This is a genomic window from Neobacillus cucumis, from assembly GCF_023715505.1.
On record NZ_JAMBOH010000001.1, the window covers coordinates 49,585 to 65,209 of the forward strand.

General features: G+C 37.5%; 16 protein-coding genes. 8 read left to right on the top strand and 8 right to left on the bottom strand.

Features of this window, described 5'->3' with window-relative positions; genetic code table 11:
• Positions 1-103 precede the first annotated feature (103 nt).
• A complete protein-coding gene (locus M3226_RS00280; protein ID WP_251561534.1) occupies positions 104-1,075 on the top strand; it encodes a MerR family transcriptional regulator in 972 nt (323 codons plus the stop codon).
• A gap of 107 nt (positions 1,076-1,182) precedes the next feature.
• Positions 1,183-1,707, top strand: coding sequence for a MerR family transcriptional regulator (locus M3226_RS00285; RefSeq protein ID WP_251561536.1), 525 nt, complete (start codon positions 1,183-1,185; stop codon positions 1,705-1,707).
• Positions 1,708-1,748: 41 nt separating this feature from the next.
• Here M3226_RS00285 and M3226_RS00290 read toward each other — a convergent pair whose 3' ends face one another.
• Together M3226_RS00290 and M3226_RS00295 are read right to left on the bottom strand one after the other, a co-directional pair.
• The gene (locus M3226_RS00290; protein ID WP_251561538.1) at positions 1,749-2,744 is read right to left on the bottom strand and encodes an acyltransferase family protein; all 996 of its coding nucleotides are present in this window, start codon (positions 2,742-2,744) and stop codon (positions 1,749-1,751) included.
• A 284-nt stretch (positions 2,745-3,028) separates the two neighbouring features.
• Entirely contained in the window at positions 3,029-4,279 is a 1,251-nt protein-coding gene (locus M3226_RS00295; RefSeq protein ID WP_251561540.1) for a DHH family phosphoesterase, read from the bottom strand.
• 254 nt (positions 4,280-4,533) lie between these two features.
• On the opposite strand from M3226_RS00295, the gene M3226_RS00300 reads away from it, so the two are divergent.
• Positions 4,534-5,535 carry an NAD(P)H-dependent flavin oxidoreductase gene (locus tag M3226_RS00300; RefSeq protein ID WP_251561542.1) on the top strand — a complete coding sequence of 334 codons (1,002 nt, stop codon included), beginning with the start codon at positions 4,534-4,536 and terminating at the stop codon, positions 5,533-5,535.
• A 49-nt stretch (positions 5,536-5,584) separates the two neighbouring features.
• On the opposite strand, the gene M3226_RS00305 is transcribed toward M3226_RS00300, so the two are convergent.
• A complete protein-coding gene (locus M3226_RS00305) occupies positions 5,585-6,064 on the bottom strand; it encodes a nitroreductase family protein (protein WP_251561544.1) in 480 nt (159 codons plus the stop codon).
• Positions 6,065-6,211: 147 nt separating this feature from the next.
• Here M3226_RS00305 and M3226_RS32115 point away from each other — a divergent pair, with 147 nt between their 5' ends.
• Complete coding sequence (locus M3226_RS32115) at positions 6,212-6,337, top strand: hypothetical protein (protein WP_255286607.1); 126 nt, start codon at positions 6,212-6,214, stop codon at positions 6,335-6,337.
• A gap of 49 nt (positions 6,338-6,386) precedes the next feature.
• On the opposite strand, the gene M3226_RS00310 is transcribed toward M3226_RS32115, so the two are convergent.
• Entirely contained in the window at positions 6,387-7,070 is a 684-nt protein-coding gene (locus M3226_RS00310) for a M50 family metallopeptidase (RefSeq protein ID WP_251561546.1), read from the bottom strand.
• Between the two features lie 209 nt (positions 7,071-7,279).
• Here M3226_RS00310 and M3226_RS00315 point away from each other — a divergent pair, with 209 nt between their 5' ends.
• Together M3226_RS00315 and M3226_RS00320 are read left to right on the top strand one after the other, a co-directional pair.
• Positions 7,280-8,410, top strand: coding sequence for an ABC transporter ATP-binding protein (locus M3226_RS00315; RefSeq protein ID WP_251561549.1), 1,131 nt, complete (start codon positions 7,280-7,282; stop codon positions 8,408-8,410).
• Positions 8,410-9,966 (top strand): ABC transporter permease/substrate-binding protein, encoded by a 1,557-nt coding sequence (locus M3226_RS00320; RefSeq protein WP_251561551.1) that lies wholly within the window; start codon positions 8,410-8,412, stop codon positions 9,964-9,966. Before M3226_RS00315 ends, M3226_RS00320 begins: the two co-directional genes overlap by 1 nt.
• A gap of 253 nt (positions 9,967-10,219) precedes the next feature.
• Here M3226_RS00320 and M3226_RS00325 read toward each other — a convergent pair whose 3' ends face one another.
• Positions 10,220-10,837: a TrkA C-terminal domain-containing protein gene (locus M3226_RS00325; RefSeq protein ID WP_251561553.1), complete on the bottom strand. Its 618-nt coding sequence runs from the start codon at positions 10,835-10,837 to the stop codon at positions 10,220-10,222.
• A 151-nt stretch (positions 10,838-10,988) separates the two neighbouring features.
• Here M3226_RS00325 and M3226_RS00330 point away from each other — a divergent pair, with 151 nt between their 5' ends.
• Positions 10,989-11,561 (top strand): membrane-spanning protein, encoded by a 573-nt coding sequence (locus tag M3226_RS00330; RefSeq protein WP_251561555.1) that lies wholly within the window; start codon positions 10,989-10,991, stop codon positions 11,559-11,561.
• Positions 11,562-11,571: 10 nt separating this feature from the next.
• Positions 11,572-12,156 (top strand): hypothetical protein, encoded by a 585-nt coding sequence (locus M3226_RS00335; protein WP_251561557.1) that lies wholly within the window; start codon positions 11,572-11,574, stop codon positions 12,154-12,156.
• Between the two features lie 26 nt (positions 12,157-12,182).
• Here the strand turns inward: M3226_RS00335 and M3226_RS00340 are convergent, their stop codons facing one another.
• The 3 genes from M3226_RS00340 to M3226_RS00350 all read right to left on the bottom strand — a co-directional run bounded on the left by M3226_RS00340 (position 12,183) and on the right by M3226_RS00350 (position 15,619).
• Positions 12,183-13,544, bottom strand: a complete 1,362-nt coding sequence (locus M3226_RS00340) for an aspartate kinase (RefSeq protein WP_251561559.1) — start codon at positions 13,542-13,544, stop codon at positions 12,183-12,185.
• 197 nt (positions 13,545-13,741) lie between these two features.
• The gene (locus tag M3226_RS00345) at positions 13,742-14,356 is read right to left on the bottom strand and encodes an NUDIX hydrolase (protein WP_251561561.1); all 615 of its coding nucleotides are present in this window, start codon (positions 14,354-14,356) and stop codon (positions 13,742-13,744) included.
• A gap of 108 nt (positions 14,357-14,464) precedes the next feature.
• Positions 14,465-15,619 carry a homogentisate 1,2-dioxygenase gene (locus tag M3226_RS00350; protein ID WP_251561563.1) on the bottom strand — a complete coding sequence of 385 codons (1,155 nt, stop codon included), beginning with the start codon at positions 15,617-15,619 and terminating at the stop codon, positions 14,465-14,467.
• Positions 15,620-15,625: the final 6 nt, after the last annotated feature.

The window sequence follows — 15,625 nt, forward strand, 5'->3', positions numbered from 1 at the left end:
GATAGCTTTTGTCAAGCAGCAGGAAAAATATATAGCCGATGGTGAATAACTAGATATATGACCAAAAAATTTTCCTATATAAATAGAGAGAGGAATGAATCTTATGAAGACCTATACCTTAAAAGAAGTTTCTAAAAAAATAAATGTATCTCCTGGGACATTACGAAAATGGGAACAAGACTTTGAAGATTTACTTGATATCCCTCGTACAAAACAGGGAGCTAGGAAATATACGGATTTAGAGATTGAATTATTGTTAGAAATAAAACAGATGGCTGACAAAAAGGTTAGTAAAGAAGCGATCCGCCAAGAAATTCAAAAAATTGAAGATCCTAAGGATGTCGAGATACCAGCTATGCAAGAGGATTTTACAGAAATCCTCCCGGAAGAAGCCATGCCCTCGGAACCCGGGGTCTCTTTAGACATTACCCTAGAAAAGTCCAGCGCTCCCGATCACGAATTACCATTAGAACCTGGTCCTGAAGAGGGCATAACACCGGTGCCAATTGAGGAGCTCGCCATGAAAAATACGGACCTTTTTTTTGAGGCTATGGAAACCTACAAAAAAACGTTTTTAAGTGAAGTAAAGGATGAAATTCGAAGTGTGATGCGCAAAGAGGTTCTAGACGAAGTAAGAAAAGAAATTACAAAAGGTACTTATGTAACCGTAAAATCAATCTCTGATTCCATTTATAAATCCTCAGAAAATACTAAGGCAGAGATTCAACAATTATCCGAGTCTGTAGACAAAATATCAGAGGAAACGACAGACAGCTTGAAGCAGCTGTCAAATAAAATGACATATGCATCATTAGAAACCTCAGAAGAAATCTTTTCACTTTCAAAGCAGCTATCGGAGACTTCTGAAGAACTTTCCCATTATGTGGATGTCACTAACAACGAAGTCTCCAATCTAGCTGAAGCGATTACAAAAGACCGTGAAATCTTAATTGAGGAGCGAAATCAATACCGAAACGAAGTTACCCAAAGAGAATTAGCCTTCCAACAAATGTTAACCAATTTTCGTGATGTAGCCGCTACAAAAGAAAAGAGATGGTGGAAGTTTTGGACGTAAGTTCATTACTTATTATTTATTGTCATGTTCCTTTATTATTATAGGATTACTTTATCGTTCGTCACTCTTGGTTTTTAGGGTTATTCTATCATTAAGGGGGATGCGGCATGAATACTAGTGAAGTAGCAAAATTATTAGGAGTATCCGCGAGCACCATCCAGAGATGGGTAAAGCAGCTTGAGCTGCCTATGGAAAAAAATGAACGAGGACACTATCATTTTAGCAGCGAGGATATTCACCAATTAAAAGAAATTCACGAAAAACTGCAGGCAGGAACACTTCTTCATGAAATCAGCCCAGTTGGTGAGAAAAAAAGCATCCGAAAAGGGACTGTAAAGGCAGTTGAAAATGATAAAGCAATGGAAAAATTATTTGAGAAGGTCCAGGAGTTAGAGCTTAGTTTACATGCAAAAGCAGATTCCGTTGCCTCTTATCAATTGCTCCAGCATCGCCGGGAAATAGAGGAGTTACAAGATCAAGTTAAAAAATTAACCCAGCAAATGGAACATCTTCAAGGCCAGCTGAACGAATTGAACTCACCATTACAAACTGAAAAACCTATCGTCTTTGAACAAACAAAAGCTAAACGGAAAAAGAAGAATTTTATGAGCAGCCTTTTAGGTTTTCTATAAAGCAAAAGTCGAACGTACCGTACGTTCGACTTTTATAATCCTTATCCAGTTTTAACCTTAAGCTCCACAAGCGGCCGTGTATATTTTTTTATAAAATAACTGCCGAGTATTTGACAGATGAAAAACGACAGGAAGAAAAGTAAAATGTAGTTTCCTGATAGAAAAGCTAAACCTTCATCCGGCACGATTACTTGGATTGATTTTATAATAAAACCATGAAATAAATAAACGTATAATGTTCTTTCACCAATCTTTGTAAGTTTATATTGTGTTGAAGGAATTAAAGCTAAAAATCCAAACACAACCAATAATGTAAGAGCATACTGGATAATCCGCACAAGTCCATCCGACCATTGCATCCCGCCCATATTCGCGTAAGAGGTATCTCCTAACAGCCATGGTACTGCATCTTTAGGAAAACCTAATCCGAAGAACAACATGGTCGCGATAATGACTAATATTCCAATTGGAAGTGAATACTTAGCCCGTACAACCCGTTTTAACTGATTAGCATTTAGTAAAAAGCCTAATAAGAAATAAGGGAAAAAGACAAAGGTTCTTGAAAGGCTTAAGAAACTCCCGGCATCCTCTACGTAACCGATCGCAATTCCTAATATGATCGCTACTCCAAAACCCAGCCACTTTAGCTTAGCAAAGGCATATAACAACAAATTCCAAAAGAATAAACTTAACAAAAACCATAATGACCAATGCGGATGTAAGAAGTCAAAAGCTAACTTCTCTTCCTTACCAATTAGATAATAATAAATGGAGTAAATAATTTGAAAGATAAAATATGGTATTAATATCTTCTTTACTGACTTCTTGAAGTAGCCCTTCTTTTTATACCCTTTTGCAAAGTATCCTGAGATTAAGATAAATGCCGGCATATGGAATAAAAATATTGCGGTATACAATGTAAAAAGTATTCCATTCTGCTCCTTAAGCGGACTAATGATATGCCCGAAAACAACAAGAAAAATTAAAATAAATTTGGCATTGTCAAAGAATTTACTCCTTTTTGAAGTTGCAGCCATTTTATCACCTCGGTTGTTTTTCGTTCAAAAAGGTATCGTAATAAGCTATTTAGTGTTAATCATCATCACAATAGAAAACCTTTTATACTTTGTTAAAATGAAGAAAATTATCCTTATACCAAGAATAGCATAAAAATATTACAGTAGTATGTATTAGTTTTTACCAACTATTGCACCTAAATTACAATTCTAAAATAACTATACTATTTACCTAAGAATAATTTACCAGTTAAGCCTTAAGAAAACCTTAAACACAAAAAAAAGAACTTAGGAGTCCTAAGCTCTTATACATTCATAATATCGACAAAGTTATTACTAAGGATTTCGTTATAGTTTTCTTTCAAATCATCTATGGATAGATGAAGAAATGCTGACAACTGTTTCAAATATTCTTGGTCAAATCGGAGCCATGAAGCATAATTTCTTTTCAGATTGCGCTCAGCTTCAGGGAAACTGGAATACAGAGGTGCTTCCCTTTCCCCATTATGGACAATATAAAAATTTCCATCCCCTGTTGGAACAATATAAGAAATCTCCCCATTATGGTTTTGATAACTTGTACCGATTACAGATTCCTTTACATTAAATTCGTTCCGGTCGGTGTCTGGCTTCAGTGGGTTTAAGCCAAATACCTCTACAACAAAAGTCTCGAAGGCTTCTTTAGACAAATCCGCTCCAGATGCCTTGGGATGTCCCCCACCACCAAATTTTTGTGCAAACTCTGCCACATTCACTTCATCATGGATGGTCCGGAAGCCCATTTTCTTACCCGAGACATTTAAAAGGACAATCATATCTAAATGAGGATAAATATTATTTAACGCGTTGCCAAGCTCAGACAAATATTGTTCTGCATGGACGATTCCAATACAATAATTATTCACAACAGACTGTATTGTCTGTCTGCTCTTTGAGTGGATATATCGATTAATCTTTTGTTCCTCAAGATCAAGAATCATATTTTCCGTGTCTGTTAACGAAAAGGATTCTTTATTTTCAGTCAGGCGCTTTAGCATTTCTTCTTCAAACTGTTCTCTGTTCAGTATGTAAAATAAGTCATTTAACCGCTTTGCTGTGACATTGTTATTTTCATCCCACTCCCAGGTATCATACTGACGGACTAAATCAATAAACTCCTCTAAAGCCTGACTTCTTTCCATTTTTTTATGTTCGATTAAATAATCATAAAATAATGAGGTTGCACATGTCTTTTTACCATTATCATATTCTGGAATCACCTTTCCCCATTTATATTGATTAAAATGTAAGGCAGTCACATGATGATCAATCATCTGAACAGGTCTCCCCTGCCGATATCGATCTTCAAGCATTTTCTCGACCGACTCATTCACCGCTAAATCGGTTATAAAAATTTCTTCCTGATTATTACCAGGATGTGTTATAACTGATTCCACTCGTTTATTTAAATTTCGATAAGAACAGTAATAAACATTTGCCTTGTCACCAAAGGCGATTTTGGCTATCAGCCCGCATCCGAGACCGTCTAAGTCAATATCCGTAAAAAGTCTTACCATACAAGACACCATCCAATTCTTTTTCCATAACGCTTAGTTTGTTTTTGTTAAACGCTTCTTATTCAATTTTCAGTACATCCTGATTTACTCTTTTCTTTCTATTTGCTTAATATATCGCAAATAGCAGATAAAATCGAATATTTTTTTAAAATTAATAATACAAGTGTCTATAACTTACATTTATGACCAGGTAACAATTATCACTTACATCCTCCTCTTTCCATGGTAAGATTCATGGGAAGTTTCTTATTTTTATGAAAAGGGGTAATCATTTGAATTTTCCACAGTTAAAAATAGGGCATATGATGCCAAAGGTTCCGATTCTCCAAGGAGGAATGGGGGTTGGTATTTCGCTTAGCAAGTTAGCTTCTGCTGTTGCTAATGCAGGAGGTATTGGAATTATTTCCGGAACTGGTATTTCCGTCGAGGAGATGCGAACACATATAAGAAAAGCAAAGGACCTAATTACAAATAAAGGTTTTATTGGCGTGAATGTTCTATTTGCCATGAATGACTTTGCGGAAAAAATGAAGGCTGCCCTTGAAGAAAAGGTCGATTTTATAATCTCCGGTGCAGGCATTTCAAGAGATATGTACAGCTGGGGTAAACAAGCAGGAATTCCTGTAATCTCAATAGTTTCCTCTGCAAAGTTAGCGAGGATTTCAGAACGATTAGGTGCCTCTGCTGTTGTCGTTGAAGGCTTTGAAGCAGGAGGCCATCTTGGTACAGATCGCCCAATGTTTGATATCCTGCCAGAGGTAGTAGAATCAGTATCCATACCAGTAATTGCTGCCGGAGGAATTATGAACGGAGAAGATATTGCAAAGGCAATAGCCTTGGGTGCCGCTGGAGTACAGATGGGAACCCGGTTTGTAGCAAGTGAGGAATGTGATGCACCATTTGCTTTTAAGCAAAAATATGTTAATGCAAATAATGAGGATTTAGTATTGGTTAAAACAACCGTTGGTTTACAAGGAAGGGCCATTAAGAATAACTTTTCCAACCTTATTTCCGGCGAAAATAAAGTAAAAATCACTAAATGTCAAGATTGTTTGAAGAATTGTTCCTATCGGTTTTGCACACTTGATTCACTTCTTACATCCATGGATGGTGATGTCGAGAATGGTCTTGTTTTTGCGGGGGCACGAGTGGCCGAAATTAAAGATATACTACCTGTGCAAACTATTATGGATAATCTCACAACCGAGTATCGAGATTTTTTTAAAAATAGCTCCGGTTCTCCAACACTAATTTGATTCTTAAAAATAAAATCCAGCCATCCGAGAACATTGGCTGGATTTTACTTTAAGGTAACCTTTTAATCTTTTCAGAAATCGGTTTTCGCGGTTTTGGCTCTGGAATTATTTCTGGATAGCCAACCCCTAATACACCGATAACTTCATATCCATCTGGAACTCCAAGTATTTCCCTGTTTCTCTCTGATGCCCCGATTGATGACCAAAATGTCCCCACACCGTCTGCCCAAGCAGCTAAGTTAAAATTTTGAATAAAGCATGCTGTCGCTAATGCATTTTCTGTCAATTCTATATGTGTCCTACCATTCTTTGATAAAACAGCCATAACCACAGGGGCATTGCCAAAGTTTGTTTTATGGTTTAATTTTTCTCTTGTTTCCTTCCCGAGAAAAAGGATTTCCCACGGTTCTGTCATGCGATGATTAGGTGCCATTGACGCAGCCTGCAGCCAAGTCATAAGGTCTTCCTCTTTCACTTCATCCGGTTTAAACTTTTTAATATTTCTACGTGTTCTAATCACTTCTATCATCCTGACCCATCACTCCATTTCGGACTTTTATCGTTTTGGATAATATATGCTCTGATCTTTTAGCTTAGTTCGAGAAATAAAACCTAGATAAAAAAAACACTCCAGGTGCAAAATAAGCACCATAAATATAGAAAGGAGGAATTTTTAATGACCAACCGCAATGATAATCGGGAACGTATGAATAAATATCCTAACAACAAAAAACAGGATACTGAATTCTCCAAAGAAACTAGCATACGCAGCGAAATCACTAAAAAAGATTTACGAAAGTAACGCTTGAATAAGGTGGACTTACTCAATTGAGAGCTAGGTCCGCCTTCGTTTATACCCCTACCTTGTAATAACCTCGTTTAAATCCATAAAAACAAAACCAAAGTGCTTGCAGGAAGAAAAACAGCCCCCAAAAGGCCGCAGGAAGAAACCCTGTTAACTGGGCAAGATTAGCTGCATCCCCGGAAGCTTGTGGCTGTAAAACGCTAAGGAATAAAATTTCATATGTGCTTTGTAGAGAATCCACTAATAGAATTGCTGCAATTAACAATAAAAGGTGGTCTCTGACACCCTTACTCCCTTTAATGAGTAAAAACAGGAAGGCACATGCAAAAGAAAAGAGCCAAAATATACCATAGGGATTACGCACCCAAAATATCAAATTTAAAAAAATAAACGCTAGTAAAATGTCAATCAGCAATATCACCTTTTTTCTCCTTAATAGCAAAAAAGACAAAAAGGCCATGAAGGATGCGAACGTATAGCCCGCAAGACTTGTAAAAAAACTGCCCAACCATGTTGATTGATCGCTAATCGTTGCTCCTTCAGAGTTCATAAATAAAGAAATGGTTTCCACCTTTCCCCCAAATAGAGCAATGATTGCATGACCCGTTTCATGGATAAGTGTATTAATTATTTTTACATAGTTTCCTATTATCGGTACATGAATCAAAATAAAGGCAATCGCGAAGAAAAGGAAAAACTTCGCACTGAATTTGTCCCGGACAAAGCTCAAGTTAATTCTCCTCTTTTATCGTAACTTTTTTCATATCTTTATTTTACATTTTACAATAAAAATATTGCAAATATTCTCTCATAAAAAACATGGTTTCATTTTTAGTTTCACTGGGTATATCCTCATTAGTTTCATCTGAGGTCGACAACCAACAACTTATATGTTACAATCAAGTTGTCACTATATCAATCTAATAAATTTAAGGGGGAATGAAATTGATTGAATTCAAAAACATTGTTAAGAAATACCGTACTAAAACTATTATCAATCCATTTTCATTAAAAATTGATGCGGGACAGTTAGTTGTCTTTATTGGTCCAAGTGGCTGCGGAAAAACCACACTATTAAAAATGATTAATAAGTTAATCCAACCATCTTCCGGGCAGATTTTTGTAAATGGAACTGATATCACCTCAATGAATCCTATTGAACTCCGCCGTAACATTGGCTACGTTATTCAAAACACCGGTCTATTTCCACATATGTCGATCAAGGAGAATTTGGAATTAATACCGAAGTTAAAGGGCGAAGACCCTGCTTCGATTGAGAAAAAGACAAATGACTTACTGGAATTGGTAGGCCTCGAGCCAAAAGAATATTTACATCGATACCCGAAGGAATTAAGTGGCGGGCAGCAGCAAAGAATTGGTGTTGCGAGAGCCTTTTCCACTAACTCTGATATTATTCTGATGGATGAGCCTTTCAGTGCACTAGACCCTGTAACCAGAAGCTCCCTTCAAGATGAATTGTTCCAAATGCAGAAGGAATTAAACAAAACGATTATTTTCGTTACCCATGATATGGATGAAGCGATAAAAATAGCTGATAAAATTTGTATTTTAAAAGATGGAGATATTCTTCAATATGACACTCCGGAAAATATTCTTAAAAATCCAGCTAATCAATTTGTCGAAGACTTTATTGGAAAAAGAAGGGTTTGGAATAATCCAGAATTATTAATGGCCGAGGATATCATGATCCAAAATCCTGTTAAAATAACCGCGATGCGTACTGTTTTGCAGGCCATTGAGGTTATGAAGGATCATAAGGTTGATAGTTTAATGGTGACAGACAAACATAATATCCTAAGAGGCCTTGTGACATTAAAAAGTATCCAATTACTCAATCGTAATTTATCTATTGAAATGGTTATGGAACAAAATGTCCTGTCTGTTTCAGAGGATGCCAATTTAATCTCAGTGTTAGCCACTATGAACGAACATAAAATCGGATATCTGCCTGTTGTAAACAGTACCAGCCAATTAACAGGTTTAATAACAAGAAGCAGTATCTTATCTGCGTTAAGCAGTCAATTAATTGATTTGGAGGTGGCATTTTAATGAGCGGATTTTGGAATTATCTTACAGACAACTATAGTCAAATCCTTAGCTTACTTGGAGAGCATTTATATTTAAGTATTGTGTCCGTTTTAATTGCCATAATTATTGGGATTCCATTAGGAATATTAATTTCAAATGAACCTAAACTCTCAAAACCGATAATTGGGACCACAAACGTAATTCAGGCTATTCCAAGTTTAGCCTTACTTGGTTTTCTCATCCCGTTTATCGGAATCGGCAGTACGCCTGCCATTGTAATGGTTGTACTTTATTCCTTACTTCCAATCGTTAAAAACACTTATACAGGTTTAACAAATATTGATGGAGACATTCTGGAAGCCGCCAAAGGTATTGGTCTGACCAAGAGTCAAACGATGAAAAAGGTACAGTTGCCACTGGCCTTCCCAATGATTATGGCGGGTATCAGAATTTCAGCGGTAACAGCAGTCGGTTTAATGACTATTGCGGCTTTCGTTGGAGCAGGTGGACTTGGATACCTGGTATTCTCAGGGGTTCAAACTGTTGATAATCACATGATTTTGGCCGGAGCAATTCCAGCTTGTATTCTCGCTCTGCTCATTGATTTCGCAGTTGGTAAACTAGAATCATCTCTTTCTTATACTAGCAAGCAAAAATCAATATCGAAAAAGGGAAAAACAGCAAAAAGGTCATTAATTGCCTTTGCCGCTATTTTATTGGTTGCAGCTGTAGGATTTAAAGCATATTCTACTGCACAAGCTGAGGATAAAATTGTTATTGGTTCAAAGAACTTTAGTGAGCAATTAATATTAGGTAATATGCTGGCTGATGTAATAGAAGCTAAGACGGATATACAGGTAGAACGTAAATTAAATCTAGGGGGTACACAGGTCGCTTTTGGTGCATTAAATTCTGGAGATATTGACATGTATGTAGAGTATACGGGCACAGGTTTGGTCAATATTTTAAATCAGCCTCCGGAAAGTGATCCAGATAAAGTCTATAATTATGTGCAGAAAGAATTTAAGCAAAAATATGGAATGGAACTATTAAAGCCGCTTGGATTTAATAACACATATGCGTTAGCCGTTCGACAAGATACGGCAAAAGAGTATGGTCTAAATACTATCTCAGACTTAGCTAAGGTAAGCGGAAACTTAATTATGGGTCCTACCATTGAATTTCCAAACCGTGAAGATGGGTTAATTGGACTTTCAAAAACCTATAATATGGCATTCAAGGATGTTAAAGCAATCGATGGCGGCTTGCGCTACACTGCCTTAAAAAATCATAAAAGTGATGTTATTGATGCCTTTTCCACCGATGGTTTACTTCAAGCGTTTGACTTAAAGGTATTAAAAGATGACCAGCAGTTTTTTCCACCGTATTATGCGGTGCCGATTATAAAAGAGGAAACTTTAAAAGAGCATCCTGAATTGAAAAAAGTACTCAATAGCTTATCCGGAAAACTAACGGATGAAAAAATGCGGGAACTGAACTACAAGGTTGACAGTCTTAAACAGTCTCCGGCTAAGGTTGCCAAAGAGTTTTTAGAAAAAGAGGGATTATTAAATTAATACTTAAAGCCGGTCATCTTGACCGGCTTCTTTTTTATCGTTAGTGAAATGATAAAATTTTGGCTTGTGGATAACTCTTAATAAATGGACTATCGACGTCCAACTCCAGCACCTAGCCCCTCGATGGTCTACAGCCACTCAGGATATGAAGGCAAAGAACGCCTTTCTTTCCCTGAGCGTCTTATGCTTGTCGGGGCTGTTCAAGGCGCTTGCGCTTTTGTTCTTATACAGCTTTGGTAATTATTTGATTCGATTAGTCTTCTAAAAAATGAACGACCCTATCATATGTCTCATCATCACCAATTACTAGTAAAACATCCCCTTCAAGGATTAGTGCATAGGGTCCGGGTGAGATGATTAACTCTCCCTTGCGCTTCATTCCTATAACCGTTCCACCAGTATTTTGCCAAAATTTAGTTTCCGAAATTGTTTTTCCGATATGAATGCACCCTGGGAAAATTTCCACTTCAATAGGTGCTAAGGGATTGGTATGCCTGAGCTTCCCTGAATAATCCATGATTTTTCTTAACGTATCAAAAAGTTCCTCATCCAGCCTATTCCTTTCTGAAATGAGGCTGCTCATTTGCTTTTCTAGATCCTTGATACTCGCTAAATTGGAAAAACGGTGGATATATTTATATGCATTCTCTCGCGATGAGATGACAATGCCACTTCCTTTAGTGGAATGGACAATCTCTACGTCTTCTAATATTTTGATTGCTCTTCGGACCGTTTCAGGTGAGACTTTATATTCACTTGCAAGGGTGGACCTGCCATGAATCTTTTCACCTACTTTAAACTTTCCATCGTAGATTCTATTTGCTAAATCAATTGCAATCCGTTCATATGTTGGAATTTGTGCCTTTTGCATTGAACCACCACCAAGTTTCATCTTTAAAAATTTTTTCATATATTGTAACTATACCGTTTCTACTCTCACTTTGCGAGCTGTACCTATACCTTTATAATTACTCACTTTTGGACATAATTGTAAGGAGTGATTTTTGATTTGAGGTGAGCAGGTGAAAAGGAAGGTTGTTATTGCATTAAGTATATTATTTAGTCTGGGTATGACTGCATTGTTTATTTATTACTTGTTGAAACATGACCATACAAGGTGGCAAGTAGCACTTGGAGGTATTTTCGTCAGCTTGCTGCCGCTAGGCTTACTAAAGATGAAAAATAATCCCTTTAATATTCCCATAATGATCTGTTACTATCTTTTCTTATTTTGTTCCTTGTATTTAGGTTCCATCTCAAGCTTTTATTTGCATTATAAATGGTGGGATTCTACTCTGCATTTTTTTAAAGGTATGTTTGTAGGGTTTGTGGGAATAAGTCTTTATAAATATTGGATTCCACAACATGCACGAAGGAATGTTTCTGTTGGGATTCTTGTTCTGTTTGTCCTCTCACTTGCTGTGTCGTCGAGTGTCCTCTGGGAGATTTACGAGTTTGTAGGAGATTTGACTTTTACACAAACGATGCAAAGGGGTGGCAATAAGGATACCATGTACGATCTTCTGTGCGGTTTGGGAGGAGGTCTTATCACCGCGGTATATACCCTTTTTAGGAAAAGAAGTCTAATAAAATAGAGGTGCTCTAATGAAAAGAAAACTTGTGATAATAGTGAGTATATTGTATGTATTATTCATGGCCGTCTTGGCAGTGTATTACTATAGTATTGGCCAAACTTTTAAATCCACTGTAGCAATAGGCGGAATTGTTTGTGGAGCAGTACCGCTTTTGTTAGCCCTGTTTACAAAGCTGAAATTTAATCTACCCATTGTCTTTTCCTATATCATTTTCTTAGTAGGTTCACAATATTTGGGTTCTATATTAGGCTGGTATGGACTTGGCTGGTGGGATACCTTTATGCATTTCGTCAGCGGTGCCATCCTTGCGTTCGCGGGAATTGCATTATATGAAAGGTTAATTCACAGGGATGCAGGGAGTGAGATTTCCTCTTGGTTTGTTTTCCTTTTTACCGCATCGTTTGCAGCATTAGGTGGTGTTTTGTGGGAGGTCTACGAGTTTAGCTGCGACCAGATATTCGGGATGACCTTGCAAGGCGGAGGAAATAAAGATACAATGACAGACTTAATCGCCGATACTTTAGGCGGTCTTGTTATCGCTTTATGGGCATTGATTCGTACAAAACTGAAATTGAAAAAGGTACGTCGTAATTAAACGTACCTTTTTTAATGAAAAGAAAATCAAACAGTCACTGGAACAAAAAACTCCTCATAAAGAGCCTGAACCGCCCGTTTCTCATCTACTTCTTTGACACCAAACATCATACTAACCTCTGATGAACCTTGATTAATCATTTCAATATTAACCCTCGCCTTTGCAAGTGCATTTGAAGCTCTAGCCATGGTACCAACATTTCGGCGCATTCCCTCTCCAACCACCATAATGAGGGCCAGACTATGAGCAACTTTCACTTCATCTGCATGTAACTCATTTTTGATTCGATTAATCACTTCATCCATGATTTTCTCATCAAGCTGATTCTCCCGTAAGATGACAGACACGTCATCAATACCTGATGGTGTATGCTCATATGAAAGACCATAATCTTCTAATACACCTAACAGCTTCCGCCCAAAGCCGATTTCTCTGTTCATTAAGTATTTGCTGACATAAATACTGCAAAACCCTTTATCGCTGGCGATGCCAATGACAGGTCCATTTGTATTGTCACGTTCGTTCACTATAAGTGTTCCAGGCGCTGATGGATTATTTGTATTTTTAATATTAACAGGGATTCCCGCTCTAAAAGCTGGAACAAGTGCCTCATCATGTAATACTGTGAATCCGGCATATGATAATTCTCGCATTTCCCGATAAGTTAATTCTTTTATTTCCTTTGGCTTTTGGACAATGGAAGGATTTACAGAGTAAACCGCATCTACATCTGTAAAGTTTTCATATAAATCTGCCTTTAGCGCATTTGCAAGGATAGAACCGGTAATATCCGAACCGCTCCTTGAGAAGGTAAACACCTCTCCACTAAGGCTATAGCCAAAGAATCCTGGGAAAATTTGGATACCAGACTGTTCATTTAATGAATTTAGTCGTAAATAAGATTCAGGTAATGCTTGGGCATTTCCCGGCTCATCACTGACAAGGAGACCTGCTTCCTTAGGGTCTACATAATGAGCTTCTACACCCTGTGCTCGAAAATAAGCAGCTACTAATTTGGCATTATTATCCTCACCACTGGCTTTTAGCAAGTCGATAAACCGATCCGGTTTGCTTTTGTCACCAGCAATTCTTGTTAATAAGTCATCATGAATTTCCTGGATCACTCCATCTGCAAGATTTAATTCATTTGCAATGGCTGCATATCTCTCAAGGACAGAAGCTACCTTTTCCTTCGGATCCTTATTTTGTAAACAGTAATCAGCACATTCAATCAATAAATCTGTTACCTTTATATCTTCTGCATACCTCTTTCCCGGAGCTGATACAACGACCACTTTACGTTCACGGTCAGCAGTGACAATTTGAAATACTTTTTCTAGCTGTCTTCCGGAAGCTAAAGAGGATCCGCCAAACTTTACGACCTTCATGGATACATCCCCTACTCTATAAAAATATAATTTTAATTTTATTACAATTTAAAAAATAATCAAGTGTTTTTTTCCGCTCATAACGAACAATTGTCCATGTGTAAAAGACAACTAAGAAAGAAAATAGAGATGTAAGCTTTTACACAAGTAAAATCACCGTTTTATAACTTATGCCTTATTAAACTTATTCTGCTGATTTAGCTAATCAGTTCTATGAAATGGGCTAGAATTCTTGCCGTAAGTCCCCAAATTGTTTTACCGCCATAGCGATAAAAATATTCATCCATCCCTCTAGCCCGCCAGTTATATTTTTCACCACCGGGTATTAACTCAAACGGAAAATTTTCCTCAGGCTCCGCTTTAAGGGAAACACGATAAATTTCCGGCTTATTATGGATCAAGAACGTCAATGGAACCGTAAATATTTCACCAACCTCAGCCGGGCTTGGCTGAATTTTTTCAGGACTATTAATAAAACCTACATAAGGATAAAGAATCATCCCAAAGGGTGAAATCATATAATCCAATGGAAATACATCGGAAATATCTTGTTTATTTATCCCTAACTCCTCTACTGTTTCACGGATGGCTGCACCTTGTTCATCTATATCCTGTGCATCTATTCTGCCTCCTGGAAAACAAATTTCTCCCGGCTGACGCCTCAATTCTAATGACCGAACTTCAAATAATACATGAATTCCATCCTCTTTTTGCAATAACGGAAGCAAAACAGCATATTTTGAGAATCTTTCACTGCCTAAGATTTTTGGGGTATGACCATTTAATTTTCTTAAAACGGAATCTAAATCCATAATTTCACCTCACTTTATATGTATTATAAAAAATGCTTAATACTACAATACCACTTTTTTCTAATAGAAAAAAACAACCCAGCTTTTTTTCGCTAGATTGTCTTCCCATTACTTATACCAGGAATACATATAAGCTGGATCTTCCATTTCTTGTGCTGTTTTAACTATTTTTAATGGATGAAAGGTATCAATCATAACAGCAAGTTCCAATGTCTCTCTTTTACCAATACTAGCTTCTACTTTTCCAGGGTGAGGGCCATGAGGAATCCCCCCAGGATGCAGGGTAATTGATCCCTCCTGTACCCCCTTACGGCTCATAAAGTTTCCTTTTACATAATAAAGGAGTTCATCACTATTGACATTACTATGATAATAAGGGGCTGGTATGGCTTCTGGATGATAATCAAATAGCCTCGGAACAAATGAACAAACCACAAAATGATTACCTTCAAACGTTTGATGAACCGGCGGCGGCTGATGGACCCTTCCTGTAATGGGCTCAAAATCTTCAATATTAAAGGCCCAGGGATATAAGTATCCATCCCAGCCCACCACATCAAATGGATGATGACCAAGTATATGCGAGGAGATGACCCCTCTTGATTTCGTAAAAATTTCAAATTTCCCTTTTTGCTCAAATGTCACCAAGTCCTCAGGTCCGCGAATATCGCGCTCACAGAAAGGACTATGCTCTAAGAGCTGGCCGTATTCATTTCGATAACGCCTTGGTGTTGTAATCTGACTGCAGGATTCAATAAATAATAATTGAGTGGCTTCCTGTTTGTTAGGTATAACTCGATAAATGGTTCCAATCGGTATAATTAAATAGTCTCCTTCTCGATAAGATATGGTACCGAACATGGTCTCGAGCTTTCCAGATCCGTAATGGATGTATAACAGTTCATCTCCATCCCCATTTCGGTAGAAACATGACATCCGTTCTGTCACCTTGGCCGTTCCGATAAGGAGATCTTGATTTCCCATTAAATAATTCCTTGCTTTCAGCGCATCTCCCTCTATATTCGCTTTACTTGTCATAAAGTGACGGTGTTTTAAAGACTGCTGCTCCTCATATTCCGGCAAATAACCGCTAACTAGTTCCGACTTAACTATTTCTGTTGGCATATGGTGATGATACAAAATCGATTGTGTTCCAGAGAATCCACGCGTCCCCATTACCTGTTCTCGGAATAAACTCCCATCCGCTTTTTTAAACATCGTATGACGCTTATGAGGAATCTGGCCCATTTGACGGTAATACATATTTCA